Raw genomic sequence first — 24384 nt, forward strand, 5'->3', positions numbered from 1 at the left:
AGCACTGCCGGCCGACAGGAAGCTCCTGGGGGCCGGCAGTCTGGTTCAGGTCCTAGCTGAATTCGCGGATGGTGATTCCGGAGAAGGTCGCAGGGTCGCCGTCGGCGTACAGCGAGATTCCGGTGTCGCCGTCTGCGAAGTGCACCTGCTGCGAGAGCACCGTTTGCCCGGCATTAACGAAGACTTCGACACTCTGTTTGTCGACGAAAATGCGCAGGTGCACTGAGCGTGCGGCGGCGTCGATGGGCGCCGCCGCACGAGTGTACGGCACTAGCGAGAAGCCGCTTTGGTCCGAAGATGCGCGGTCGACATACACCTCGTCACCGTACTTGCCGATGTTCGTGTGGCGCGTGCCGTTGGCGGAGCGCCCCACCGATACCCCGACGTTCGCGGCAGCATCCCACGAGATGTCGAGTTCGAGCTCGTAGGCGCTGCCGCTCCACGGCAGCACGGCGCTGCCGTTCACGGTGCGGTCGGGCAGTACGGTTGTCGAGCTGACGTAATTTAAGAGCGCCCCGACCGGGGCGCTGAGTAGGCTGTACCAGCCTTCCGGCTGACGCTCCAGGCGCAGCTCGCGCACGATCGAGTTCTGGCCGTTGTACCCGTCGGAGGCATCGGTGGGAACATCGCGCGCGGCGTACTTCCAGTTGTTCATCCAGGCGACCGCGTACCGTCGCTCGTCCGGTGCATCGACCGCGGGCCAGGTCACGGCGGCGTACCAGTCCCAGCCCCAATCGAGCCACTGCGGGTCGAGGTTGTTGGTGATAAATTCTTCGCCATCCCAGGTGCCTGTCCAGTAGGCGAAGGTCATCGGCAGGCCGACGCTGTAGGCGTCCATGCTTGCGCCGAGCACCCAGTGCCGTGTGCCGTCATTGGCGGTCATTTGGAAGATGTCGGGGCATTCGATGCCGCCAAGCGCGTGATTCGGGTAGTCGAAGTTTCGTTTCAGCTGCCAGTCGCGCAAATTCGGTGAGGTGTAGAACGCTGCGTATCGGGCTCGGCCGATTACGCATACCCACTCGCTGCGCGCCGCATCCCAGTGGATCTTCGGGTCGCGGAACCATTCCGCGTTCTCGATCTCCGCCGGTGTCGTCGCGGTCCGGCCGTCGGAATTGAAGATCACCGGATTGGGGAGGGCCGTGAAGGTGTACCCGCCGTCGGTTGACAAGTACAGGTACTGCTCCTGGTACTTGCGGATGTTGTCGGTGGGCTGCGTCGCGAGCGCCACGATGGCTCCTGCGCCGAAGCCCGCAGTGTTTGACGTGTCGACGACTGCCGAGCCCGACCACACGGGAAAGTCTGGCTGCAGCGGCAGTGCGACTCCGTGATGCGTGAAGGTCACCCCGTCGGTGGTTGTGGCGTGGTCCCATCCGCCGGGGCCGTTGTTCTGCCCGGAGTGAAGGTAGTAGAGGTGGTGGGCGCCGTTGGCATACACCGGGCGCTGCGGGTCGCACAGCCAACCGGACGGCGGGGTCAGGTGGTAGACGGCACGCAGTGATCCCTGGGCCTGGGCGGCCGTGATGGGCATGCCGCTGCTCGTGAACAGGGCGAGTGCTCCTGCTCCTGTGCCTTGCAGGACGTGGCGCCGAGAAAAATCATGGGTCATGTTTGCTTCCTCGCAAAGGGTGGTAGCTGCAGGCATCAACTTTGATGCCCGGTCCTGCTTAAGCGTTTGATCAAGCTAAAGATAAATGTTGGCGCCGTCGTGATCAAGCGTTTTAGCGGATCCTTTTTTGAATCTCTTCTTTGGGGCGGGCGGAATCCCAACCTCCGGGCGTAAGCTGACCTTCGCGGGACCACACCCTCGGGGCTTCTGCCGCCCGCGTGGTGGGGCCAGCCGAGGGCCGCCGGCCAGGCGATTGAACCCTCCTCCCTGCGGCGAGCCGCCCAGGATGACGTGATCTTTCCCGGAGCCAGCTTGCCCGGCAGGGTGCTGTCAAAGGTCGGTGTCGCATCCCCGCGGATCCACCCCGACCAGGTGGTTCCCTACCGCTTCACCCGGACCGGCCGACGCCTACGTCGGATGTTGGGTAGGGGTAGGTTGCCCTTGACAATATTACTGACTGGACTCAGAATTGAGTTCAGTCAGTAATTGAGTGATGCAACATCACCAAGAGGGAGTCGGAACCATGAGAGCGTTCGTCGTCACAAAGTACAAGGGCGCACTGCAGGAATCGAATGTTCCTGAGCCCACAGTGGGGGAGCGGGATGTGCTGGTGCAGGTGCAGGCCGCGGGCCTCAATATGCTCGATGAGAAGATCCGGGCGGGCGAGTTCAAGCAGATCCTGCCGTACCGGCTTCCTTTGATCGCCGGAAATGATGTCGCGGGAACCGTCATCCGTGTCGGTTCGAAGGTACGCGCGTTCAAGCCTGGCGACGAGGTTTACGCACGCCCCGGCCAGGACCGCATCGGCACGTTCGCCGAGCGAATCGCCATCGCCGAGGCCGATCTGGCGCTGAAACCGGCTTCAATCAGCATGGAGGAGGCGGGCTCGCTTCCACTGGTCGCGCTGACCGCGTGGCAGGCGCTTGTTGAGCGCGGCAACGTGGGGCCCGGCCAGAAGGTCCTCATCCACGCCGGCGCCGGGGGAGTCGGATCGATCGCGATCCAGCTCGCCAAGCACCTCGGCGCAACCGTCGCGACCACAGCAAGTGCCTCAAACATGGACTTCGTGCGCGACCTCGGCGCAGACACCGTCATTGACTACCGCAGCCAAGACTTCGAACAGCTCCTGAGCGGCTACGACGTGGTGCTGGACAGCCTGGGCGGCGGAAATCTCGAGAAGTCCCTGCGCGTGCTCAAGCCTGGCGGCAAAGCGATCGGCATTGCCGGGCCTCCGGACCCGGCATTTGCCCGCGAAGCCGGCCTGAACCCGGTGCTCCGCCTGGCGATCAGCGGCCTCAGCGCAGGGATCCGCCGGCAGGCCAGGAAGCTCGGCGTCAGTTACGAGTTCCTGTTCATGCGCGCCAGCGGCGACCAGCTGCGCCAGATCACCGCACTGATCGACGGCGGCGCGCTCCGCCCCGTCGTCGGCCGCGTTTTCCCTTTCGGCCAGACCATCGAGGCCCTCGAGGGTCTGGAAAAGGGCGGCATCCGAGGCAAGGCCGTCATCAGCAACCCCTGAGGACAACCAAGGCACCGACACCATCTTCACCAGGCGACTACCAACCAACTTCACAGGAGAACCGTCATGAACGCGCACGAGCCCTTGAATGAACCCGTAATTATGTCCTACGCCAAAGCGCCGGCCAGCGCCATCAGCGCCGGCGGCGTCACCTACGCCTACCGCGAGCTTGGACCCAAGGGTGGCATTCCCGTCATCTTCTTCGTCCATCTCGCCGCGACCTTGGATAACTGGGATCCACGCATCATCGACCCCATCGCAAAAAACCACCACGTCATCACGTTCGACAACCAGGGTGTGGGCGCCTCGACCGGCCGGGTGCCCGACAGCATCGAGGCGATGGCCGACGACGCCTACACCTTCATCAAGGCGCTCGGATTCGACAAGATCGACATCTTCTCCTTCTCCCTCGGCGGCATGGTTGCCCAGGACCTGGTGCTCAAGCACCCCGACCTCGTCCGCAAGCTCGTCCTCACCGGCACCGGCCCCAGGGGCGGCAAGGACATGGACAAGGTCGCCGGGACCACCTACTACGACATGCTCCGCGCGGCCCTGACCCGGTCCGACCCCAAGGAATTCCTGTTCTTCAACCGCGACACCGCGGGCAAGCAAGCCGGTAAAGCATTCGTGAAGCGACTCGAGGAGCGAACCGCCGACCGCGACGCGCCGATCACGGTCAAGGCGTTCCAGACCCAGTTGAAAGCCATCAGGAAGTGGGGGCGCGGGACGCCGGCTAACCTGTCGAAGATCACCCAGCCCACCCTGATCGCCAACGGGGACAACGACCGGATGGTGCCCTCGGTCCTCTCCCAGGATCTGCACCGCCGCATCAAAGGCTCCGAGCTGATCATCTACCCGGGTTCCGGCCACGGCGGCATCTTCCAGTTCCACGACAAGTTCGCCCCGGCCGCGGTGGAGTTTCTGGACCGCTGAGCAAGGAGGAACCTGCATCGGCGTGGGATTCCCCATCCCGGCCGATGCAGGTTCCGCCCCGCGTCAGGTGTGGGCGCTGCTTCAGACGATCGTCCTGCGCAGCTCGGGGTAGAGCGTTTCAACTGGACCGCTCAGCCCTGCTTTGACTGTCGCAGTTGTTTCGTCAGCGATGACCTCGTACTCGCCGGCCTCGACAGCATCGAAGACCGCCCTGGCCAGCTCGGCTGGCTGCATTTTTGGGCCAGTGGCGTGAGCAGCCATCGCGGTGTCGACATAGCCGACGTGTACGCCCACAACGTGGACGCCTGCGGGGGCGAGTTCCAGGCGCAGTGAGTTGGTGGCCGACCAGAGGGCGGCCTTGGTGGCGCTGTAGATGCCGGCGACGGCGTACCAGCTCAGGGCGGAGTGGATGTTGATGATCGAAGACTCTTCCCTCGCTGACAGGGTCGGAGCGAATGCCCGGGTGAGGAACAATGGGCCGAGGAAGTTCGTCTCGACGTTGGTTCGGATTTCTTCAATGGTGTGGGTGAGAATGCCACTGCTGGCCACGGAGGCTCCGGCGTTGTTGATCAACACCGTGATGTCCCCGGCGGCCTCGACCGCTGCCTGTATGGAGGCCGGGTCCGTGACATCGAGGGTGAGCGGGACGATGCGCTCGTCCTCCCAGTTGCGGGGAGACCGGGCTGTGGCGTACACCTTGCTTGCGCCGCGGGCGAGGGCGTCGTGAACGAACTCCGTTCCAATGCCTCCGTTCGCACCGGTTACGAGAACGATGGATCCTTTAAGTGAGGGCATGGTGTGTCTTCTTTCGTTGCGATGAAGCCGTGTTCAGAGGCCATGCGAAGATGAGAGCAGTATCTGAGCAGCAGCATTAGTGACTGCGTTCATAACTGAGTGTAGTCAGAGTTTATTCCCGGGAAGGTCACCATGTCGCTCGCATCCAAGTCCGTCGGCCGGCGCGAACGCAACAAGCAGGAGAAGCTTGACCGCATCACCGCTGCCGCCAGGGAACTCTTCTCAACGCATGGCGTAGACGAGGTCACCACGCAGCAGATCGCCGATAGGGCCGACATCGGCACCGGCACGCTGTTCCTCTACGCCAAGACCAAGGGCGAGCTCCTCCTTCTCGTTCAGAACTCCAGCTATGTCGACGCGCTGGTGCGCGGCCGGGCGGCGGCCGCGGATATCCCCGAAGTCCTTGATGCCGTGATGGCAATCGTGCGGCCCGTCGTGGAATGCAACCGCACCCAGATTGACAACGGACGGACCTACTTGCGGGAAATGATCTTCGGGGATCCCGAAGAACCTCACCACCGGGACGCACTCGCCCTGACGGGTCAAACTGAGGAAGCCATCGTCGCGATCCTGCGGCGCGATGAAAGCGTCGGCGAACCCGAGGCCGCGGCCCAGGCGCACATCATCTCCGCCATTATGTTTGTCAGCATGGCGGCAACCGTCAATATCGGCAGCACCGTCGACGACCTTCTGCAGGACATCAGGAGACAGGCCGAGGTCCTCCTGAGCCCGAAGAAAAGTACTCCAGTTCGATGAACGGGGCTTCCCGGCCGTGTGGTCTTCTTCTGTAGCACCTTCGCGTCGACGATGGGTAGGACTCTTCGGCTGATTCTGAGTGCGGCTGAAGATCAACAGCTACCGTCAATCCGCGATGCGCGGACGACGGCGGGACGTCCCTCCGTCGTCCGCTGCACTGCGGTTCCAAAGTCTTAGGCGACTTGGAGTGACCGGATGGAGTTGCCGAACCATAGGCGGTCGATTGCTGTGGTGGCCGGCGCTCCGAGCTTTGAACCTGCCCCGAGAGTGAGGAGCAGGGGGACGAAGTGGTCGGCGGTGGGGTGTGCGACCTCAACGCCGGGACCCTTATCGCGATAATCGGTCAACGCGTCGATATCGCCATGGGAGAGTGCATCGGCTGCCCATTCGTCAAAGGCCTTTGTGTGGCCGACGAGTGCGGGGTTCCGCATGATGGCGAAACTGTGGGTCATGAATCCGGAGCCGATGATGAGGATGCCTTCATTACGGAGCTGGCGTAGCCGCTGACCCAGCTTCAGCAAGGCTTCGGGGTCCAGGCTGGGCATGCTGAGCTGCACGACGGGGACGTCGGCGGCGGGGTACATGGCCATCAGCGGGATAAAGGCGCCGTGGTCGAGGCCCCTGTCGGCGTAGTGGTGCACCGTGGTGGTGTCACTCAGGGTGGCGGCGATGCGCCGGGCCAGATGGGTGGCATCCGGTGTGGCGTATTGGAGGGTGTAATAGCGCGGGTGGAAGCCGCCGAAGTCGTAGTACAGGGGAGTGCCCGCAGCTGCGCCGGAGATGGCCAGCGGTGCGTTTTCCCAATGTGCTGAGACGACGACGATGGCCCGTGGCTTGGGCATGCTCTGTGACCAGGTGAAAAGGTCGTCAAGCCATTGCGGGTCATCCAGGGTGGGCGGGGCACCGTGGCTGACGAACAGTGCCGGCAGCGGCCCGTCTTCGGGTTCCCAGGTTTTTTGTGCCCGCGCCCGGGGCAGGGCGTGGGCGAGCAGGTTGTCATAGGCACCCGCGGGGACTGCAGGGTGGAACGGGTCATGCTGGGTTGTCATGGCTGTTTCCTTTCAGGATCCTGTTTGTCCGTGGCGGGGATGTAGCGCTGGTATGCCGGGCGGTGTTGGGTTAGAACGGGACGGGGCCAAAGCGGCCGACGGCGACGAAGAGTGCCAACGCGCCCAGGACGGCGTTGATGACAACCGCCTGCTTCTCGCCGCGCTTGATGTGGGTGATGATGGCGCCGACCATCACGACGGCGAGGCCGGCGGCGGCGACAGGGACAAGGAAAGTGGCGATACCCGTGACCGCCGGCAGGATCAGGCCCAGGGCGCCGAGGACTTCAGCTGCGCCGATGGCCTTTATGGCGCCGGAATTGAAGTCTTCCGCCCAGGCCAGGCCCGAAGCGGCGAGCTTCTCCTGCGGCTGGGAGATCTTCATCAAACCCGCGGCCAGAAAGGCCAGGGCAAGGGCAGAAGCGACAATCCAGAGGGCGATGTTCATGATGATTCCTATTTGGTGTGAGGGTGGAAGATGTTCGCGATCGAAGTGCTGCGACTTCCGGCTCTCACTTCAACCTTGAACTCAACAGTAGAACTAATGACTTCAAGATGCAAGTGAATTTCTTGACCAGAGACTTCATGAATGAAGTGAACCCTGTAGCATGGCTGACATGGAAAGGTCACTCAGTGTCGAAGCCAAGGGGCAGTCGTCGCCTCCCCAACCTGAGAGCGAGCCGCGCTGGCTGAGCGAGGAAGAACAGGCGGTCTGGATTGCCCTCGGCAGCGTTGTCTTTCGCCTGCCGGGTGCGCTGGATGCGCAGCTTCAGCGGGATGCCGGCATCAGCCATTTTGAGTACGTTGTCATGTCTGTTCTGTCCGAGTCCCCGGAACGCACGCTGAGGATGAGCGAGCTGGCCGTGATGGCCGAAGCTATGCTCCCGAGGCTGTCCCAGGTGGTGGCAAAGTTGGAGAAGAGAGGCTGGCTCCGCAGGGCCCCCGACCCTGCCGATGGCAGGTACACACTGGCCACCCTCACCGACGATGGCTGGGAAAAGGTCGTTGCAACCGCGCCCGGCCACGTCGAGACCGTCCGCAGTCTCGTCTTTGACCCGCTGACCAAGGCCCAACTCAAACAAGTCCGCGAAATCAGCCGCCGCATCATGACCGCCATCGACCCGGAAGACCGCTGCCTGCGCTAATACGCTCTGCGAGAACCGGCCCATTTTCCCAGCCGCCCGCCCGGCTTTATCCCAGCCTCCGGACGTAAACTGACCTTCGCACCACCCCCAGCTAGACCTTCCAGCGGGACAGAACCTTTGGAGCCGCCATGCTCTGGAAACTGCTTGTTGAATACCTGCGGCCGCACCGGCAGCTGCTGATCGCCGTCGTGATTTTCCAGCTGGCGCAGTCCATCGCGTCGCTGTACCTGCCCACGCTCAATGCGGACATCATCGATGAGGGTGTGGCCAAGGGGGACACCGGCGTCATCCTCAGCCTGGGTGGCCTGATGCTGGCGATCACGCTGCTGCAGATCGTGTGCGCGGTGATTGCCGTGTACTTCGGGGCGAAGGCCGCCATGGGGGCGGGCCGGGACCTGCGCGGGGCCATTTTCACGCGGGTGGGGGAGTTCTCCGAGCAGGAAGTCCCGAAGTTCGGAATCCCTTGCATCCTCGCGCGAACAATGTGAAGGCGATAATGCACTTCTCGGCAGCGTCGTCCGAGGTCGCGGATTTGATTCAGTTACTGGTCTCCGCTCCGATGGTAGCCACATTGCCGGCGTCAATCATGCGTCGGCCCATGCCCCGCAAGCTGAGATGGTTCCCGGGCTTTAGGATCTCGTGATCGAGGCCTGAATTTGCAGAGCCCGATCCGGTGTTAGCGACGTTCAGGGGGTCGCGCGGTGCAGTCTGTCCATCGAGCGGGCGTTGGTCATCGACAGCTGCACCAAGAAGCGCGGGTACCAGCTCTAGCTGGTACCCGCGCTTCTCGGAGAACATTTCTAGCGAGTGACTCCGTGCATCTCGGAGGTCGGCGGGTAGAAGGGAATCTCCGGCTTTTTCGCACCGATGATTACGCAGATCAGCGCATCGTCTTCGCTGACAGTGCGAAGGCTCCGGGGAACGCCTGCAGGAACACGAATGAGGTCGCGGTAGCCCAAAACGCGACTGGCCGTCTTTGTGCCGTCCTCGACATCGTGGACGCAGAACTCCACCTGCCCCTCGAGGACAAAGAACACCTCTTCGACGTCGGGGTGAGTGTGCTCCGGTCCTACGCACCCGGCCGGCAGAACCATGTTAGAGAACGTGAAGTGCTCGGCCTGGAGGATGTTGTTGTCGTCCGAGTGGTCCCCGGTAGCGCCCGAGCCGATGTAGCGGACCTGGCCACGCCGGAATTTGTCTCCCATTTTCGTCTGGAACTTCAGAGTGTCAAAGTCAACGACGCGGCTCTCACGGGACGCGATAGACGAATCGATGAGCTCTTCAAGATCTATTGTCGGTGCATTTACGGTTTCGCTCATTGTTAAACCTCTCGGACTGGGTCGATGTAAACCAAAAACTGGTAGCAAAGCTAAGGAGCAACTCCCTCAACTATAACTATCTCAACACTAAGGTAGATTGGATCAAGTATCAAGACCCTGAGTGGAACTAGACTGAGTTAGTTGATTGCTGAAAAGCTCAATGTTAAGATGCATTACCTACATCTAAAGGACAGGGCCATGCCTGACGATACGACTGAAGACGACGCTATTGACCGCATTCTGGCGGATTGGCTGCGTGAACGGCCGGACTTGGATGCGAGCTCCATTGGCGTCCTCGGGCGGCTCTTGCGGCTGGCCAATCAGGTCCGCGCTGTCGAAAGTTCCTACTTTGATGAGTACGGGCTGACACTTGCGTCCTTCGACGTCCTGGCCAACCTGCGCCGCTCCGGGCCACCGCACCGGAAGACTGCCGGAGAGCTCGCGACCTCCTCCATGCTCACGACCGGTGGTATTACTTTCCGGTTGGACAGGATGGAGGAGCAGAACCTCATTGAGAGAGTTCGGACCCGCGAAGACCGTCGGGTTGTCTATGCCCAGCTGACCGCACATGGCAAGGCTGTTATCGATGAGGCACTCGGAAAGCATTTAGACAAGCAACGTCAGATGTTGAGCGGTCTGTCACTATCGGAACTCGATCAACTCGCAGCGCTGCTTAAGAAGGCAGAGGCATCGGTGGTCGCATTTGATGTAAATGCGACGGAAGCGGTTGGCCAAGGCTCCTGAAACATTCCGTCTTCTTCTGCCGGCGCTAACTGGCACACTTCTGGCGCGAAGGCTTACTGCCCGCTGCGAGGAGGGCAGTAATTCGAGGCGGTTCCTGCACTCATATCAGTCCACCCCGGCCACCGATAATGGATTCCAGGGATCGTAGTACGGCGAACGGCACTACACCGCTTGTCCTCGGATTGTCCTCAGAAGGCTTGTTGCGGATTTCGAATCGATATTCCCCGATGGTTCCAGAAGCTTCAATGACGTGGCTGGTCAGTTCCGCTGCGGGGTCTGCCCGTACTCTGACCGTCACAGCGTCCCAGTTGTTAACAGCGATGGCAACGGCGGCGCCAGCGTTTAGAGACTTGGGGAACAACAGCGCGGCTTCAGCGGCCGATCCTTCATAAACGTCCAGTGGGCCACGAACATTGCGTATCTCCTCAACCAAGGCCTCGTTCATCCAGGGCTGGACAAGGGAGCCCGGCAACTTCGTCGTCGTAATCGTGACTCTGTCATAGCCTCCCGCACGGGCGCCTGAGGACAAAAGGTCGAGGCCGCCAACTGCGCCAGATGTCAGGAAGAGCCGCCCCGGCCCGGCGGCATTGAGCTGCTTTGAGAATTCTCTATCTGCCAGGGCACCAATAGACGTCACGAGCAGGTCAACACCCGCCCGGAGCACAACCTCGGCGTGCTCGACGAGTGCTTCCTGACCTGCACATTCAACTAGCAAGTCGCAGCATTCCAGAGCCTCCGTCAGGTCCAACTGCTTCGCCGGAGCACTCCTTAGCGGGCTCCGGGAGATGATCCCTTCCAAGACAGCCCCTGTGACCCGTCCCGTAGTAATCCCAGCAACGACGGGTACTCCGATGGCGCCGTAACCGATGACTCCGACCCGGCAGGTGCGTGCTGACTTCATAATGTCCTTCGAGTCTTGAGAGTAGGTAGTTAGTTCCGCTCGCACAGAGGGTTCATGAAGCACAGTGACGAGAATATTCTCGTCACGCTCGGAGGCATTAGTGCTCACTCGAATACCACTCTGAACTACCGGTGCTTTCACGCGCTTTACAGCGCCTTAGTGGGAGAGAAGGTCGGTTCCCTCCGAATGTCGGATTGCCAACTACAATCCGACATTCGGAGGGTCAGAACTGGAAGAGACGTATCCACCCGGACCGCGCACCCAGGGCATCTGACGCAAATCCCACTGGTGGGCAGCCCCGATAATCCCTTGTGCTTCGATTTCCACCGTCCAGCAACATGGAGTCCTCCGTTACAGGCCTTCCCCTCTGAGGACGGCGGCCTGCTTTTCTGCGTCGGCTTCGTATATGCGCCTGATCCGTGCGACGCCAAGGTCATGCTGGTAGAGATGTTCATCTTTGTCGGCGTCTGCGGCGAGTGCTTCGAGGACTTCGCGGTCCTGTTCAAGGACTGCCCAGTGCTTTTCTTCAAGTGTCGCCTTGTACATGAACCGCCAGACGTCCCGCTCCCAGTCGGAGACGGTGCGGGTACGCCAGTGGAAAATTGCCGAGTTGTTTGCATCAATGGGAGTGGCCATACCGACGATGCCAAAATTCCCGCCGGGCCCTGCAGACTCGGCATAGGGGATTTCCAGATCGACGTAGTCCATAGCTTCGCGGCAGTATTCGACCCAGTCGAAGTTCACGCCGCGCTGGTCTGTCTTCTCAAAGAAGAAGCCGCGATCAGTTTCGCGGATGCGGAAGCGGGCGCTGGTGTCTCCGCCGAACATGGAGTGTGAGTCGCGGTGGAGGAAAGCGCCGTGCATCGGATCCAGGACGTTGTCCATGTAGAAGCGCCAGGGCCCCTTCCATTCCGCGAAGTTCGAGAACCAGGAAACTTCCGGATTGGCCAAGCGGTCCGGCAGCTTGAACTCCGTTACCTCGGAGTCAGCTGTCAGTGGCATGAACGCAAAGATGGTGTCGGCTGCTTCTGCAACTGCCAGCGACGTGGTAACGGTTCGGCCTTCGAGGGCACATCCGGGCATGCCAGGAACGGAAATTACCGTACCGTTTCCATCGACCTGCACTCCGTGATATTTGCAGGCCACGCGGTCTCCGAGGTGCTGACCGACTGAGAGGGGGGCGCTGCGGTGGGGGCAGCGGTCCTCTAGCATGCGAATACGTCCGGTGGCATCGCGAAACAGCAGCCAGTCCACGCCCAGGCGCTTGACCTTGACCATGTCCCCAACGCCGACAAAGCGGGAGGGGTAGATGGGGTACCAGCGGTCCCGCAGGCCCATCGCTGCCAGTTCCTTGGCATCGACTTCGTGGCGGACGCCCACGACGTTTTTTGTCCTGCTCTTGCCGCCGGTGGGACGTGCGGTTGGTGTTGTAGTTGTCATTTCTTATTCTCCCAATCGTCGCATTTCGGCGCGGAAACGGGCTTCGTCCCACGGGCTGCCATCCGGAGCATTTAGACCGAGGCCGTTCAAACCTGCAACCACTCCTGGCAGATCTTTTGAGCCGCCGGCGAAGATCTCGCTGAGTGCCCCGGCGAGTTTCTTCTCGTAGGGAGTCGCAGGCCCGGTGCGGGCCTGATTCGGTTCTAGGTACTGTTCAGGCACGGAAGTCCTCCTCTGATTCGGCGAAGGTGTGCAGGCCTTCGGCGATGGTCATGAATGATGTGGCCCACTCGTTGAAAGAGTCAGCCCTTGTTCGGTGTGCGGGGACGGCGGTATTTTCGATAATGACGAAGACGCCATTGTCGATGCCGCCAGCGATGCTCTGGGGCTCGTTAATATCTGTGTCCGCGTGCGGCGCGGCGGCGATAACCAGCGATGGGGCCTGAACGAGTTGGAGCGAACGGGCATATCCCTCGATGGAGATGTCAACTTCCGGGTCGCCAAGAATCATGCTTTTGACCAGCTCGGGATAACGGCCCGCGAGCACGATCGTGCCGTAGACGGCACGGCCGGAGGCCACTAGGTGCACCGGGGTGACCCCGCCGTCCCGCAGCGCTGCCGCAGCAGTTGTCACCCATGCCTCAATCTGGTCTGGTGAGCCAGCGGCGTCCGGAATGACACCGTCCGGAACGTCCCAGGCCACGGCGTCGTAGGCGGCTATCTGATGCGCGAACCACTCTCCGGCTCCGGCGCCGTTGTGAAGACAGACGACGCGATGCCGGATCTGCCCTGCTTCCAGTTCCGGGCCGTCCCAGGTTAGAGTTTCTGTCGGTTCCATGATTTCCTCCTCGTGCGTCTAGTGGTTCCGGCTGGGGATATGCACCGGCGGCACAAAGGCTCCCGGGGCTGGGTCCAGGGCGGTGACATCAATTTCGATAACTGCCGGTCCCGGAACTGCCAGCGCTTCTGCCAGGGCCTGGTCGAACTGCCCGGAACCACGGACCCGCCAAAACGGCAGGCGAAGTGATTGGGCCAACAAATCGAAGTCCGGTGTGTAAAGGTCCACGCCGGCTTCGGCGAAGCCGTTGGCTTTTTGCATGTTCCGAAGGACCCCGTAGCCGCTGTCATTGAAGACCAGCACTACGCACCAGGCACCCGACCCGCCCAGGGAGGCAAGCTCACCGAGGTGGACCGCCAGTCCGCCGTCACCGACGATCACCGCCGTCGGGATTCCGGGCCGGGCGCAGGCGGCACCGATACCCATCGCAAGTCCCTGGCCAATGCCGCCGCCGAGCGGGAAAATGTTCGTCTCCCGCGAGTAAATTTCCAGCAGGCGGTTGCCCCATTGGCTGGAGGGGATCGTCACGTCGCGGGCGATCACTGATTCACGGTCAAGCCGGCGGCGAAGGCTTTCGCAGATCTCGGCATACCCGCCGATGTATTCGGTCAGGGCGGCCCGGACACTGCGGCGGGTCGCGCGGACCCGCTCGGTCCAGCCTGCTTCGACGCTGTGCGCGGGGAGTTTCTTAACGATCTCTTCGAGCAGGATCCGTGAATCACCCTCCAGCCCGACATCAGCCGGGTAAACCCGGCCGATGGCGGCAGGATCAATATCAAGCTGGATGTGCGGCCTGGGCAAGGTCATTGAGTAGTGTTTCGTTTCATTGGAACGAAAATGCGTTCCAACACTCAGCAGCAGGTCCGCATCCGCAATGAGCGCGGCGGCCTCGGGCGTGGTGGCGAAGTTTCCGATCACCTGATCGTCGTCTTCGGGTACTACGCCCCTGCCCGAGTTGCTGGTCAGCAGCCCGGCCCCGAGGCGGTGCAGCAGCTCAGCCAGGGCGGTACCGGCGCCGGCGGCTCCACCGCCTGCCCAGATAAGGGGTCTTTTGGCTTGAGAGAGCAATTTCACGGCTTCAGCCACGGCGTCATGATCGAAGGAGACAGCTGCCGGGCTGGGGGTGTCGGCCGGGCGCTGGTCTTCCGGGAGGGCCAGGTATTGCAGATCGATGGGCCATTCCAGGCTGGCTGGTGTGTGCGGAAGAGTGAGCAGGTGCGCAATAGCCTCCTCCAGATCCGCCTCCGCATCTTTCTCGTTGAAGATCGTCCGTGCGTAACCGGATACTGCTTGAAGCATCTGCAGCTGGCGAGGGACCTCATGGATCACTCCCCGGTTGCTTCCGAGGTATTCGCTGTCGATCTGGCCCGTGATGTGCAGCACCCTGCTGCCCGCAGTCAGTGCCTCCACCATGGAGCCGGCTGCATTGCCCGCTCCGGTGCCGGTGCTGGTCAGGGCCACACCGAACTTACCCGAAGCGCGCGCGTAAGCGTCGGCCGCATTAACTGCGGCGGCTTCGTGGCGGACTGCTACAAAGTTCAGTTCCCGGTCCACGGCCTCGACCAGGGGAAGGTTGTGGATGCTGATCACCCCAAAAGCGGTGTCAATGCCGTGCCTGCGCATGACGCGGACGAGGATGTCCCCGCCCGTAGGATCCCGGGGTATTTCTGTTGCTTGTTCCTGTGACATGTCTTATCTCTTTCGTAGATCAGGGCCGGGTCCGCCGGGGAGGCCGTGCAGCGGAAGCCGGATTGGCGGGTGGCTTACACATAGCGGCCAACACCGCCGCCGACGTCGATCGTGGCTCCCGTTGTATAGCCGCTAAGCGGGGATAGAAGGGTGAGAATGTGGAAGGCGACTTCTTCGGCAGTGCCGAAGCGGCCCAGCTTTACCCCCCGGTCTTTCGTGATCTCGGCGCTCCAGTCCGTGAAGTCCAGCCCGCTGCCGGAATTCTCAAATCGCCGGCGCCACTGGCCGGTGTCGATCAGTCCCAGCAGCACCGAGTTGACCCGGGTACCGTCCCCGGCGAGATCATCTGCGATCGAATGGGACAAGTTCAGCAACCCGGCGCGGGCGGCCGAAGTAGCTGCCAGGCGCAGCTCGGGCTGGCGGGACAGGATGGCATTCACGTTGACCACCGATCCCTGCGCCGATGCGGCAAGTGCGGCACGAGCGGATCGCACCATGTTCAAAACGCCGAATATCTTGAGGTCGAATTCGTCGCGGAACTGTTCGTCAGTCGTCTCATCCAACGTGGCCATGAGGGAACGGCCGGCATTGCAGACCAGCCCATCCACGGTGCCAAAGCTATCCAGCGTCCCGGCGACGAATGCGTCCGTCGCTTGGCGGTCAGTGACGTCGCAGGAGGCGAGGTAGATGGAGTTCTTGTCGGCCCAGGCAAATTGATCGAAGGCTGCGGCGAGGCGCCCGGCATCACGGGCGCAAGCAGCTACTTTGGCGCCTTCCGCGAGCAGGTAGTGGGCGGTGGCCAGGCCGACACCGGAACTCGCGCCTGTCACGACGACGGTGCGGTCCTTGAGTTGCAGGTCCATCTGGGATCTCCTTGATCGTTAGCCGGTGGTCGGCATCATGGGGTAGTTTTCGGAAGGGGATGTTCATAGGTCGGCGAAGGCCGCCTTAGTGCCCCATAACAAAGCCGCCGTCCACAACGATGTTTTGACCTGTGATGAACGCCGCCGCGTCGGAGAGCAGGAATTGGACCACGCCGGAGACGTCCTCGGGTACCTGGTCCCGTGTGAGTACCCTGTTGTCCTCATAAAGCTGATAGCGGGAGGACGGAACGGACTCGGTTGCTTCGACCCTGGTCAGGCCTGGGGCGACGGCGTTGACGCGGATCCCGGCTGCTCCCGCGTCGCGGGCCATGGTCCGGGTCATCGCCAGGACCGCACCTTTGGAGCCGACGTAGTGGACAAGGCGCGGAGACCCGTACAGGGCGGCATCGGACGCGATATTGACGATGGAGCCCGTCTGCTTTTTCGCTAAGTGTGGATAGAGGTGCTTGCTCACGAGCCAGGTACCGTAGGTGTTGACGGTCATGACCCGCTGGAAGAAATCCTCGTCAAGGTCCCAGAATGCGTCGCCGCCGACTCCGTCGGCGAGGGCGGCATTGTTGACCAGCCCATCTGCGCCGCCTAGCTTCCAGACGGCGTCGGCCAAGGCCGCGACGGAGGCCTTGTCGGCGATGTCGGTAATGATTGCCGTGGCATCGAGTCCGCGTTCCCGCAGCGTCGCGGCTGCCTGTTCGGCGAGCTCGGCGTTCTTCTCGGCGATGACGACGCGGTCACCGTCGGCCGCCAGCCGTTCGGCAATACTGAACCCCAGTCCGCGGCCGGAGCCGGTGATTACTATCAACCGTGTCATGACAGCCCTTTCCAGAACTCAAGAATCGATGACGCCATCTCTGCAGGCTTCTCCTGCACTGCGGCATGGCCTGCACGCGGAATGACTTCTAACGAGGCATTTGGTATGGATTCGGCGAGGACCCTGGATTCTGCCACGCCGGTAACTACATCGTCTTCGCCGACCAGGACCAGTGACGGTACCTGCAGAGACGGCAACACATCCGACGTGTCGGTGGCTGCCATCATCGTCGCTGCGGCGGTATACCCGGGCAGGCGGACCGCGGCCATCTCGGACCTGACCGCCGCGGCCGTGACAGCATCCGCTGCTGGCGAGAGCAGCCGGGAAGCCCGTCGGCCGGCAAAGGCTTCTGGCCCCATTGCGGCCAGTTCCGGGATGCGCGCCAGCATCCTGTCCGCCGAATCCCCGGTAACAGCCGAACCGCGGGTGCTGTCCGCTAGAACCAGAGAGCGGACAGCATCCGGTGCTTGCGCTGCCGCTTTGGTGGCGATAACTCCTCCCCACGAGGTCCCGATCAGGTGGGCGGGTCCGACGGCGAGGGAAGCCAAGATCTGCAGGACGAGCCCGGAGTGGTCCACCGGGCCCCGCGGATCCGCAGATTCCCCGTAGCCGGGCGCATCCCAGCAGAACGTGCGGTGGCCGGCCTCACTGAGCAGTTGCGCCAACGCCCCGCAGGATGAGGCATTTCCCCCGATGCCATGCATCAGGAAGACAGGCGCTCCTTCGCCGCGGACCACCAGCGATACGCCGTGGAGGGAAATACGGCTGTCCAGGTTTCGGATGGCGGTAGCCACCTCAGTGGGCTGCTGCATGGTTTGCCGCATCTACCGAGGGAACAGTGAAGTAGTCGGCGCTACCCGGAACAACCAGCGAGCGGTAGCCGTCATCGGGGATTCCGGCCATAGCGGTGCGAACATCAACCGTGGGCGGCCCGGCAGTTCCCCACTGGTCCGACAGCTCGGGAGTCCGCTTCCACGTACGGCACAGCCAGCTGTCTTCATCAACCTGCGCCACTTCAGAGGTGTACTCACATACAAGGCCTGAAGGGTCGGTGAAGTAGGAGAAGGTGTTATCCCCGGGACCGTGGCGGCCCGGACCCCACTGGGGGGCAATACCGTGGGTTTTGAGGGACCCGATGCCGCGCATGAAATGGTCGATGCTCTGCATTTCGTACGCCACATGGTTGACCGCTGTCCAGGGGGCCCGATTGAAGGCGATGACATGGTGCTCGGAATTGCACCGAAGAAATGACATCTGATGCTCGGACCAGTCCGAGACCCGCATCCCCAAAACTTGGGTGTAGAAGGCCGTAGCCCGGTCAATGTCAATAGTGTTCAGCACGACGTGGGCGATCTTGCGCGGGATCGCCCGCCGCCCCGCAGGCTCTTGGTTGAGGACGGCATGAACATCAGCGGAAAGTTCAACAAGTCTTCCCTCGGGGTCAACCAGCTGCAGGCCGTAACCGCCTGCAGCGTCGTCCAATGGTCCTGGCTCGCGGAAGAGGGGAATACCCAGAGCGGTGAGCTTAGCTGCGGCCTGGTCCACCTCCTGGGGCGTAGCGAGGGCGAAGGCCACGCCGCCAAGGGCGTTCTGCTGGCCCTTTTCCAGCTTCAGAATGTGGTGCTCCGAGCCGGTTCCGCGAAGCCAGAAGCGGTCACTGTCCTCCTCAACGGTGGAAAGGCCCCAAACCTCGTGATAGAAATCCTTGGCACGCGCCGTTTCCGGTACCTTCAAGGACACTGACCGAAGAGATCGCAACTTACAGACAGGCTCTGCTGCAAAGAAATTCATGGGGCTACCTTCTTACTTTTCGAGGTTTAAAGATCAAGAATCAGTTCGGCCGAACGGCAACGCGAGACGCAGACGAACATTGACTTGTTCGCGGCCTGCTCAGCCTGGCTGAGGAGAAAATCACGGTGTTCCACCTCGCCGCTGATGACACGGGTTTCGCACGTACCGCAGATTCCCTCCGCACAGGAGCTGGGAACGTCAACACCGGCGTTGTTGAGAGCATCAAGGACAGATACATCAGGCGCCACAGGAATGCGTTGGCCGGTGCTGTTGCACACCACGTCAAACGCTGATTCGCTCTGTTCCGCGACGATTACCTTCTCCGGTGCCTTGAACCGCTCGATCCGAAGCTGGGCTTCGTCCTGCATGGCCCCGGCAACAGCCTTCAGCAATGGTTCCGGACCACAGGCGTAGACCAGCGCATCCGGGCTCAGGGTTCCGACAGCGGCGGCCAGGTCAGGGTAACTGCCGTTGGCCTCGTCATCGGCGTGGATGGTAATCCGGTCCTGCGGAAGGGCCACGATCTCAGGCAGAAAGGCCATAGTGCCCCTGGACCGGCCGGTGTAGAGCAGCGACCAGTCCGCCCCTGCCGCCTGAAGTTCCCGTGCCATGGAGATGATCGGGGTGATGCCGATTCCGCCGGCCACGAGCACGTAGCGTCCGGCGTCTTCGAGCGCGAAGTTATTGCGCGGGCCTTCAACCTTAAGGAGCGATCCCACCGGCAAACCCTCGTGGACCAGTTGGCTGCCACCCCGTGAATCAGGCGTCCGCAGCACAGCCACTGTCCAGCTGCTCGAATCCAGCGGATTCGAGCACAGCGAGTACTCGCGTATGAGCCCGTTGGGCAGATGAAGGCTCAAGTGCGAACCTGGCTGCCATTGCGGCAATTTCGCCCCGGACGGATCAGCGAACGTGACGCTGGTAGCGCCGTCCGCTTCCCAGGTCTTCTGCTGTACCCTCAGGGTCCGTGCGGGGGGCTCCCCGGCTACTGCCCCTTCATTGGCGGGAACCGGCTGGGGGGATACTTCCGGTCCCCGTGTGTTCAAAATGGCGGTAGTCATGGTTCACTCCTGGCCACGGTGCGCGATGGCTTCAATTTCCACCGTGGCACCGTATGGCAGCGCAGAAACTTCCACGAAGGTCCGGGCCGGCCGGGGAGCACTGAAGAGTTGCTCATAGTGGCTGTTGGCTTCTTCGCGCAGGGTCAGGTCCGTGACGAAGTAGGTGGTCTTGACGATGTCCTGCATAGACATGCCGATGGTTGCCAACCGCTCCGAGAGCCTGGTCGAAGCGGCCTCAATGGCTTCGAGCCGACCACTGACGGGCGTGTAGTTTTCATCAACGGACAACGCCCCGGACACAAAGCCGAAACCTCCGGCCTGATATGCCGGACTGTAGGGGTGAGCACTCACTGACTTGCCTTTCATCGGGGATGGATTGGAATATGCTGCAGGTCTCATGCGCCGGCCCATGGCAACGGGGCACCGGAAAGATCCACGTAGATGCTCTTTTGGCGCATGTAGGAGCGGATGCCGTCCCTGCCTTTTTCGGTTCCCAGACCGCTTTCCTTGATCCCGCTAAAGGGGGTAGCAATGCTGAACTGCTTGTACGTGTTGATCCAGACAGTGCCCGCAGCAACGGCGCGCGCAATGCGCCAGGCCCGCCGGTAGTCTGCCGTCCAGATGCCGCAGGCCAGACCAAACACACTGTCGTTGGCCTGGGCGAGCAGATCAGCTTCATCATCAAAGGGAAGAACCACTGCCACAGGACCGAAGATCTCCTCCTGGCAGATCAGGTCGGAGTTGGTCACACCGGCAATGACGGTGGGCAGGTAGTAGGCACCCTGCTGTAGTTCCGCCTCCACCGGCCGTGCGCCGCCGCACAGGATCTGTGCTCCGGCTGCCCGTGCGTCCTCAACCATCTTTTCAACGGAATCCCTATGGGCGTGGGCAACAAGCGGTGCAACCTGCGTGCCCGCCTCGGTTCCTGGACCCACCCGCAGGGCTTTGGCCCCCTCGACCAAGCGCGCCAGGACGGTGTCATAGATGGCCCGCTGGATAAATATCCGCGAACCCGCGATGCAGCTCTGTCCGCTTGAGGAAAAGATTCCGTAGAGCACCCCCGCGACGGCTTGATCCAGGTCCGCGTCCGAAAAAACGATGGTTGGCGATTTTCCGCCCAGTTCCAGCGTGATCGGCATGATTTTCTCGGCCGCGATGCGGCCCAGCTGCCGGCCGGTCGAGGTGCCGCCGGTGAAGGAGACCTTGCCGACATCCCTGTGCCGTGCCAGCGCATCCCCGACGGTCCGTCCCGGGCCCGGAAGCACCGAAAGCAGACCCGAAGGCAATCCTGCCTCGTCACAGATCCTTGCCAGCAGCAGCGACACCCACGGGGCCCAGACCGGCGGTTTGATCACGACGGCGTTGCCCGCAGCAAGTGCCGGGGCAACCTTTTGCGCGTCGCTGGCGATCGGGGAGTTCCATGGCGTGATGGCAGCTACCACGCCGATATGTTCATAGGTGGAGATGCTCAGGTAGTCACCCCGCGGCGGGGTTAACGCGTCCTCCATAGTTTCCAGGGCTGACGCGGTGAAACGGAAGGTGGCAGCAGCGCTCATTGCCAGCCCACGTGTCTCTTTGAGGGTTTTACCGGTGTCCTGGGTCTGAAGAATAGCGATGCGGTCAGCATTGGCTTCGATAGCCGAACCGATCCTGTGCAGAACAGCAGCGCGTTCGTGCGGTAGCCTACGGGCCCAGCCGGACTCTTCAATGGCCGCCAGGCCGGCCGTAACTGCTAGATCAACATCGTCAATGGTGGCACCATGGAGCGTCGCGAACACCTCTGACGTTGCGGGATTGACGGACTCGATCAGTGCCCCCGCGCCCCGGGTCCAGACCCCGCCGACATAAATTTCGTCCAGCGTGTCCATGCCCGGTTCAGAGCCGAGGGTGGGGTCGAATCCTTCGGAGCCCGTACCCGCCGGCCGGTCCGCGATGCCCGCGCTACTCTGCGTTGTCATCCTCAGGGTCCACCAATCTTCATAGTCACTCATGCTGCCGTCGACGTTGTTCGCGGCTTGTCCCGCAGGTCGCGGGGGCGACCCGGAATGTGAACTAGGTCATGCCAAAGAATAACAGTACTAAGATACTTTGTGTCAAGGAAGTGGGGGCTTGACCTTTAAGCACTAAGGAGATAGAACTAACGCAGTGGCATGATCTTCACCACACTTGCCTACCTCGCCAGCCCGCGTATTTATGGCCGGGCCGACGGCGAGAGAGCACATGTCGGGCTTGAACGGAGAAAATCGCCATGACGTAGCCTGCGAGCGTGCACCTCGTCCACGGCACTGACTGGCGAGCCGCCGATGATGGTGGCATCCCCCGCTTCGAGACTGAATTCGAAGCCCTCACAACCTTAAGGATGTCCGATGGAGACGATGATCGAACCCAAGAAGCAGGACGAGACCAAACCGAATTGGTGGGTACTTTGTCTCGCATGTGCCGCTGTAGTGCTCGATGGATACGACACGGTCGCGTTGGGGGTGTCCATACCGGCGATTGCGAAGGACTGGGGTGTTGAACCCTCGCACTTCACTCCTGCGCTCGCGCTGACCAGCGCTGGAGTGGCTCTGGGGTATCTGGCGGTAGGGCGCCTCGTGGCCAAGCTCGGCACCAGAAACGTCATTTTTTCGGCAGTCGTGGTGTTCACGCTGGGTTCGCTGCTGACGGCGTGGTCAGATTCGATTATGGTGCTGACGATTCTACGTTTCGTGACCGGCCTGGGACTGGGTGCCGTGCTGCCGGCCGCTGTCTCCCATGCGACCGCAGTCAATCCCGGTCGTTTGCGTCAATCGATTGCGGTGGCCGTGATGACGGGCATCTCACTCGGGGCTCTCATTGCAGGGCTGGCCGGGAGCGGTATCGTGAGCGCATTCGGGTGGGAATGGGTGTTCATTGTCGGAGCTATCGCTTCTGCTGTACTTCTGCCGTTCCTGTGGTTCGGATTGTCCGGTAGCCACGTATCGAGCACGCCCAACGACGCGGCTGAGGCCAAGCGCCATGCGTCAGTTGCGCGTCTGTTCGATGCTTCCGTACGAAGCAGAACGATTCTCCTGTGGGCTTTTTCGTTCCTCATCTTCGCCGTGTTCTACGTGTTCTCGTCGTGGTTGCCGACCCTGCTCACCAGCTACGGCTTCAGCACCGGTCTAGCACCGCTGGGGTCCGCGGCCCTGGGCATAGGAAGCATCGTCGGTGCCTGCGTACTAATCCTCGGGTCGAGTCGATACCGGATGACGTCGGTCCTGGCTGGAACCTCGGCAGCAGCGATCGTGTTCCTTGTCATCTCTGCATTCCTCGGCCCGGACAAAGCGCTGCTGCTGCTGGTGTTCGGTGGCGTCGGCCTCGGACTTCAGGCCGGCATGATCGGCCAGGCCGCGGTGGCAGTGACGCTGTACCCCCAGGCAACGGTGACTGCCGGCATCGGCTGGGCGGCTTCAATGGGCCGACTCGGATCGGTTGTCGGCCCGATCTTCGGCGGCGTCCTCATCGGACTCGGCGTGGATACCAGCATCATCGTTCTCTCAGTATGCGTGCCCGTGATCATCGCTCTGGTGTTGGTGCTGATTCTAGGGCGGATCACAGCAGCCAAAGCGCGGATTTCGATGTCAGCACACCTGGCGAAATCGCCTCACCGCGCCGCCTCGGACCTAGCGTAAACCCTGCCCGCACTGCCCCTTGGACAACGACCGGCAGGGGCAGCGCGGGACTATATACATAGGTTGGATCTTCATTCTCGTGCCGCCAGTGGAATGCTTCCCAGACACTTCAAGGCACGGAAGAAGTCGCCCGATCAGACGCGGATTAGCGGACTGGATGGGTTGGAACGAAGGGCTGTGGGCGCTGTTGGTCCTGCTCGCTGCCGCCATGATGGCCTGCGGGCTGGCCGCCTCGTTCAATTTCATCGTCCGGTCACCAACGCACGCGGTGGGGCACCGGCTGGTACTGCTCGGCGCACTCGCTTTTGCGGCCACGGCCGTGTGGGCGCGGCTTCGGGGGAGGCCGATATGGGGCTCGGTCCTGACGGGCCTCCGCGCGGTGGTGGTGGGCGGGCTGGCATATGAGCTTCCCGACGGCTTGTACGCCCACCTCCCAAAGCAGCGGTGATCAGTGCCTCATAGGCTTCCCTACGCTGGTGAGGATCTTTCTGATGATTTACGACGGAGCCGCCATTCAATACATGACCGACCCGAAGGCTACCGATCACCGCGCCCAGTTCTTCATGATGATTGATGCACTGTTGATCAAGGCCGGCGTCTAAGCGCGCTGACGCGCCGTACACCCTCTGCTGCCGCCAGGTAGTAGAGGGTGTACGGGCCCTAGGAGCAGGCAGGGCTCGCCCATGACAGAGCCGCCCGCCAGTCTTCCGGTGTTAGTCCTTGTCGACCCTGCGAGTCTTGGCCAGCGCGGTTGCTCCGGCGGCCAGACCCAGCAGGCCGGTGCCCAGGCCTGCCCATCCAAGGGCCGCAGAGCCGGCATCGTGGGACACGGCAGAGGTAGCCGATGCCGCCTCAATATCTGCGGTTGCTTCGGCGCCGTGCGCACCTGCCGGAGGGGTGGCGATGAAGGAAGGCGCGGGATGCTCGGGCTTCGCTTGGCCGGCAACTGCCGCCTCACTCCAGTTCACAACAGTTCCGTCGGAGTACGTTTGGGCTGCCGGCAGCAGCACGGTAGTTCCTGCGTGCGGCAACCGGCCCACTGAGATAGAAAAGGTCTGGTACTGCCGCTGGGAAATCTGATGCGCCTCATCTGCTGTCCATACAACAGAGGCCGGAGCTTTCGTGATCGTTGCGCCCTTGACAGTTATAGGAGCTGCAAGCTCTGCTTCCAGGACCTCGACCGTCCAGCCATCCATCGGTTTGACCGACACGGACGTGAAGGGCGTTTCGGATGGGAGGGTGACTGTGAGTTTGGTCGTCTTGGCCGTTTGGGATTCGTTGGGGACCCGGAATGTCAGTTGGGAGAAACCACCTTCAGATGTTGAATCAGGTGTAACGCCGACGTGTGCTGACGCGGCTCCAGCGCCGAAGGTCATCAAACAGGTTGCAACGGCCAGAACCGCGGCTGTCTTGGGCGTGCGGCCGGTTGAAGAGTTCATCGTGATTGCCTTTCTCA

General features: G+C 62.0%; 25 protein-coding genes and 1 pseudogene. 8 read left to right on the forward strand and 18 right to left on the reverse strand.

Annotated features, from left to right (window positions below; translation table 11 throughout):
• Positions 1 to 52: 52 nt before the first annotated feature.
• Entirely contained in the window at positions 53 to 1606 is a 1554-nt protein-coding gene (locus AU252_RS12685) for a glycoside hydrolase family 32 protein (protein WP_058931036.1), read from the reverse strand.
• Between the two features lie 523 nt (positions 1607 to 2129).
• Between AU252_RS12685 and AU252_RS12690 the strand changes: the two genes are divergently transcribed.
• Both AU252_RS12690 and AU252_RS12695 read left to right on the forward strand, forming a co-directional pair.
• Entirely contained in the window at positions 2130 to 3125 is a 996-nt protein-coding gene (locus tag AU252_RS12690; RefSeq protein ID WP_058931037.1) for an NADP-dependent oxidoreductase, read from the forward strand.
• Positions 3126 to 3191: 66 nt separating this feature from the next.
• Positions 3192 to 4058 carry an alpha/beta fold hydrolase gene (locus AU252_RS12695; protein WP_058931038.1) on the forward strand — a complete coding sequence of 289 codons (867 nt, stop codon included), beginning with the start codon at positions 3192 to 3194 and terminating at the stop codon, positions 4056 to 4058.
• A gap of 81 nt (positions 4059 to 4139) precedes the next feature.
• On the opposite strand, the gene AU252_RS12700 is transcribed toward AU252_RS12695, so the two are convergent.
• A complete protein-coding gene (locus AU252_RS12700) occupies positions 4140 to 4853 on the reverse strand; it encodes an SDR family oxidoreductase (protein WP_058931039.1) in 714 nt (237 codons plus the stop codon).
• A gap of 132 nt (positions 4854 to 4985) precedes the next feature.
• Between AU252_RS12700 and AU252_RS12705 the strand changes: the two genes are divergently transcribed.
• Positions 4986 to 5609: a TetR/AcrR family transcriptional regulator gene (locus tag AU252_RS12705; RefSeq protein WP_058931040.1), complete on the forward strand. Its 624-nt coding sequence runs from the start codon at positions 4986 to 4988 to the stop codon at positions 5607 to 5609.
• A 173-nt stretch (positions 5610 to 5782) separates the two neighbouring features.
• Here the strand turns inward: AU252_RS12705 and AU252_RS12710 are convergent, their stop codons facing one another.
• Positions 5783 to 6658, reverse strand: coding sequence for a DODA-type extradiol aromatic ring-opening family dioxygenase (locus AU252_RS12710; RefSeq protein ID WP_058931041.1), 876 nt, complete (start codon positions 6656 to 6658; stop codon positions 5783 to 5785).
• Positions 6659 to 6728: 70 nt separating this feature from the next.
• Positions 6729 to 7103, reverse strand: coding sequence for a DoxX family protein (locus AU252_RS12715; RefSeq protein WP_058931042.1), 375 nt, complete (start codon positions 7101 to 7103; stop codon positions 6729 to 6731).
• Between the two features lie 169 nt (positions 7104 to 7272).
• Between AU252_RS12715 and AU252_RS12720 the strand changes: the two genes are divergently transcribed.
• Together AU252_RS12720 and AU252_RS12725 are read left to right on the forward strand one after the other, a co-directional pair.
• Positions 7273 to 7800 carry a MarR family winged helix-turn-helix transcriptional regulator gene (locus tag AU252_RS12720; RefSeq protein WP_058932912.1) on the forward strand — a complete coding sequence of 176 codons (528 nt, stop codon included), beginning with the start codon at positions 7273 to 7275 and terminating at the stop codon, positions 7798 to 7800.
• 128 nt (positions 7801 to 7928) lie between these two features.
• Positions 7929 to 8282: pseudogene (locus AU252_RS12725) on the forward strand (ABC transporter transmembrane domain-containing protein); the annotation flags it as partial.
• Between the two features lie 318 nt (positions 8283 to 8600).
• Here AU252_RS12725 and AU252_RS12735 read toward each other — a convergent pair.
• Positions 8601 to 9119, reverse strand: a complete 519-nt coding sequence (locus AU252_RS12735) for a cupin domain-containing protein (protein ID WP_058931045.1) — start codon at positions 9117 to 9119, stop codon at positions 8601 to 8603.
• Between the two features lie 198 nt (positions 9120 to 9317).
• On the opposite strand from AU252_RS12735, the gene AU252_RS12740 reads away from it, so the two are divergent.
• Complete coding sequence (locus AU252_RS12740) at positions 9318 to 9863, forward strand: MarR family winged helix-turn-helix transcriptional regulator (protein WP_058932913.1); 546 nt, start codon at positions 9318 to 9320, stop codon at positions 9861 to 9863.
• 100 nt (positions 9864 to 9963) lie between these two features.
• Here the strand turns inward: AU252_RS12740 and AU252_RS12745 are convergent, their stop codons facing one another.
• The 12 genes from AU252_RS12745 to AU252_RS12795 form a co-directional block, all read right to left on the reverse strand.
• The gene (locus tag AU252_RS12745; RefSeq protein WP_240484164.1) at positions 9964 to 10872 is read right to left on the reverse strand and encodes an aspartate dehydrogenase domain-containing protein; all 909 of its coding nucleotides are present in this window, start codon (positions 10870 to 10872) and stop codon (positions 9964 to 9966) included.
• A 243-nt stretch (positions 10873 to 11115) separates the two neighbouring features.
• Positions 11116 to 12204: a Rieske 2Fe-2S domain-containing protein gene (locus tag AU252_RS12750; RefSeq protein ID WP_058931046.1), complete on the reverse strand. Its 1089-nt coding sequence runs from the start codon at positions 12202 to 12204 to the stop codon at positions 11116 to 11118.
• Between the two features lie 3 nt (positions 12205 to 12207).
• Positions 12208 to 12426, reverse strand: coding sequence for a recombinase-like helix-turn-helix domain-containing protein (locus AU252_RS23195; RefSeq protein ID WP_083510370.1), 219 nt, complete (start codon positions 12424 to 12426; stop codon positions 12208 to 12210).
• Positions 12419 to 13042 (reverse strand): alpha/beta fold hydrolase, encoded by a 624-nt coding sequence (locus tag AU252_RS12755; RefSeq protein ID WP_058931047.1) that lies wholly within the window; start codon positions 13040 to 13042, stop codon positions 12419 to 12421. Before AU252_RS12755 ends, AU252_RS23195 begins: the two co-directional genes overlap by 8 nt.
• Before the next feature lie 18 nt (positions 13043 to 13060).
• The gene (locus AU252_RS12760; RefSeq protein WP_058931048.1) at positions 13061 to 14731 is read right to left on the reverse strand and encodes a thiamine pyrophosphate-binding protein; all 1671 of its coding nucleotides are present in this window, start codon (positions 14729 to 14731) and stop codon (positions 13061 to 13063) included.
• A 74-nt stretch (positions 14732 to 14805) separates the two neighbouring features.
• Positions 14806 to 15594 carry an SDR family oxidoreductase gene (locus tag AU252_RS12765; RefSeq protein ID WP_058931049.1) on the reverse strand — a complete coding sequence of 263 codons (789 nt, stop codon included), beginning with the start codon at positions 15592 to 15594 and terminating at the stop codon, positions 14806 to 14808.
• 85 nt (positions 15595 to 15679) lie between these two features.
• Entirely contained in the window at positions 15680 to 16423 is a 744-nt protein-coding gene (locus AU252_RS12770; RefSeq protein ID WP_058931050.1) for a 3-oxoacyl-ACP reductase family protein, read from the reverse strand.
• Positions 16420 to 17235: an alpha/beta fold hydrolase gene (locus AU252_RS12775; protein ID WP_240484165.1), complete on the reverse strand. Its 816-nt coding sequence runs from the start codon at positions 17233 to 17235 to the stop codon at positions 16420 to 16422. Before AU252_RS12775 ends, AU252_RS12770 begins: the two co-directional genes overlap by 4 nt.
• On the reverse strand, positions 17219 to 18163 hold the full coding sequence (locus tag AU252_RS12780) for a VOC family protein (RefSeq protein WP_240484166.1): 945 nt from the start codon (positions 18161 to 18163) through the stop codon (positions 17219 to 17221). Before AU252_RS12780 ends, AU252_RS12775 begins: the two co-directional genes overlap by 17 nt.
• Positions 18164 to 18240: 77 nt before the next feature.
• Positions 18241 to 19275, reverse strand: coding sequence for a PDR/VanB family oxidoreductase (locus AU252_RS12785; protein WP_083510371.1), 1035 nt, complete (start codon positions 19273 to 19275; stop codon positions 18241 to 18243).
• A 3-nt stretch (positions 19276 to 19278) separates the two neighbouring features.
• Complete coding sequence (locus AU252_RS12790) at positions 19279 to 19626, reverse strand: RidA family protein (protein ID WP_083510584.1); 348 nt, start codon at positions 19624 to 19626, stop codon at positions 19279 to 19281.
• 44 nt (positions 19627 to 19670) lie between these two features.
• Positions 19671 to 21233, reverse strand: coding sequence for an aldehyde dehydrogenase (locus AU252_RS12795; RefSeq protein ID WP_346425549.1), 1563 nt, complete (start codon positions 21231 to 21233; stop codon positions 19671 to 19673).
• Between the two features lie 408 nt (positions 21234 to 21641).
• On the opposite strand from AU252_RS12795, the gene AU252_RS12800 reads away from it, so the two are divergent.
• Both AU252_RS12800 and AU252_RS12805 read left to right on the forward strand, forming a co-directional pair.
• Positions 21642 to 22928 (forward strand): MFS transporter, encoded by a 1287-nt coding sequence (locus tag AU252_RS12800; RefSeq protein WP_058931054.1) that lies wholly within the window; start codon positions 21642 to 21644, stop codon positions 22926 to 22928.
• A 157-nt stretch (positions 22929 to 23085) separates the two neighbouring features.
• Complete coding sequence (locus AU252_RS12805) at positions 23086 to 23376, forward strand: hypothetical protein (protein WP_058931055.1); 291 nt, start codon at positions 23086 to 23088, stop codon at positions 23374 to 23376.
• Positions 23377 to 23641: 265 nt separating this feature from the next.
• Here AU252_RS12805 and AU252_RS12810 read toward each other — a convergent pair whose 3' ends face one another.
• The gene (locus tag AU252_RS12810; RefSeq protein WP_058931056.1) at positions 23642 to 24367 is read right to left on the reverse strand and encodes a YcnI family copper-binding membrane protein; all 726 of its coding nucleotides are present in this window, start codon (positions 24365 to 24367) and stop codon (positions 23642 to 23644) included.
• Positions 24368 to 24384: the final 17 nt, after the last annotated feature.

The organism is Pseudarthrobacter sulfonivorans (assembly GCF_001484605.1).
GTDB lineage: Bacteria > Actinomycetota > Actinomycetes > Actinomycetales > Micrococcaceae > Arthrobacter > Arthrobacter sulfonivorans_A.

Excerpts from the sequence above, each read along its gene's own strand:
- AU252_RS12700 (WP_058931039.1), bottom strand. The coding sequence starts at position 4,853 with ATGCCCTCACTTAAAGGATCCATCGTTCTCGTAACCGGTGCGAACGGA.
- AU252_RS12805 (WP_058931055.1), top strand. The coding sequence starts at position 23,086 with ATGGGTTGGAACGAAGGGCTGTGGGCGCTGTTGGTCCTGCTCGCTGCC.
- AU252_RS12760 (WP_058931048.1), bottom strand. The coding sequence starts at position 14,731 with ATGTCACAGGAACAAGCAACAGAAATACCCCGGGATCCTACGGGCGGG.
- AU252_RS12775 (WP_240484165.1), bottom strand. The coding sequence starts at position 17,235 with ATGCAGCAGCCCACTGAGGTGGCTACCGCCATCCGAAACCTGGACAGC.
- AU252_RS12740 (WP_058932913.1), top strand. The coding sequence starts at position 9,318 with ATGCCTGACGATACGACTGAAGACGACGCTATTGACCGCATTCTGGCG.
- AU252_RS12690 (WP_058931037.1), top strand. The coding sequence starts at position 2,130 with ATGAGAGCGTTCGTCGTCACAAAGTACAAGGGCGCACTGCAGGAATCG.
- AU252_RS12735 (WP_058931045.1), bottom strand. The coding sequence starts at position 9,119 with ATGAGCGAAACCGTAAATGCACCGACAATAGATCTTGAAGAGCTCATC.
- AU252_RS12755 (WP_058931047.1), bottom strand. The coding sequence starts at position 13,042 with ATGGAACCGACAGAAACTCTAACCTGGGACGGCCCGGAACTGGAAGCA.
- AU252_RS12800 (WP_058931054.1), top strand. The coding sequence starts at position 21,642 with ATGGAGACGATGATCGAACCCAAGAAGCAGGACGAGACCAAACCGAAT.
- AU252_RS12770 (WP_058931050.1), bottom strand. The coding sequence starts at position 16,423 with ATGACACGGTTGATAGTAATCACCGGCTCCGGCCGCGGACTGGGGTTC.
- AU252_RS12695 (WP_058931038.1), top strand. The coding sequence starts at position 3,192 with ATGAACGCGCACGAGCCCTTGAATGAACCCGTAATTATGTCCTACGCC.
- AU252_RS12785 (WP_083510371.1), bottom strand. The coding sequence starts at position 19,275 with ATGACTACCGCCATTTTGAACACACGGGGACCGGAAGTATCCCCCCAG.
- AU252_RS12750 (WP_058931046.1), bottom strand. The coding sequence starts at position 12,204 with ATGACAACTACAACACCAACCGCACGTCCCACCGGCGGCAAGAGCAGG.
- AU252_RS12685 (WP_058931036.1), bottom strand. The coding sequence starts at position 1,606 with ATGACCCATGATTTTTCTCGGCGCCACGTCCTGCAAGGCACAGGAGCA.
- AU252_RS12705 (WP_058931040.1), top strand. The coding sequence starts at position 4,986 with ATGTCGCTCGCATCCAAGTCCGTCGGCCGGCGCGAACGCAACAAGCAG.
- AU252_RS12810 (WP_058931056.1), bottom strand. The coding sequence starts at position 24,367 with ATGAACTCTTCAACCGGCCGCACGCCCAAGACAGCCGCGGTTCTGGCC.
- AU252_RS12765 (WP_058931049.1), bottom strand. The coding sequence starts at position 15,594 with ATGGACCTGCAACTCAAGGACCGCACCGTCGTCGTGACAGGCGCGAGT.
- AU252_RS12715 (WP_058931042.1), bottom strand. The coding sequence starts at position 7,103 with ATGAACATCGCCCTCTGGATTGTCGCTTCTGCCCTTGCCCTGGCCTTT.
- AU252_RS12795 (WP_346425549.1), bottom strand. The coding sequence starts at position 21,233 with ATGACAACGCAGAGTAGCGCGGGCATCGCGGACCGGCCGGCGGGTACG.
- AU252_RS12710 (WP_058931041.1), bottom strand. The coding sequence starts at position 6,658 with ATGACAACCCAGCATGACCCGTTCCACCCTGCAGTCCCCGCGGGTGCC.
- AU252_RS12720 (WP_058932912.1), top strand. The coding sequence starts at position 7,273 with ATGGAAAGGTCACTCAGTGTCGAAGCCAAGGGGCAGTCGTCGCCTCCC.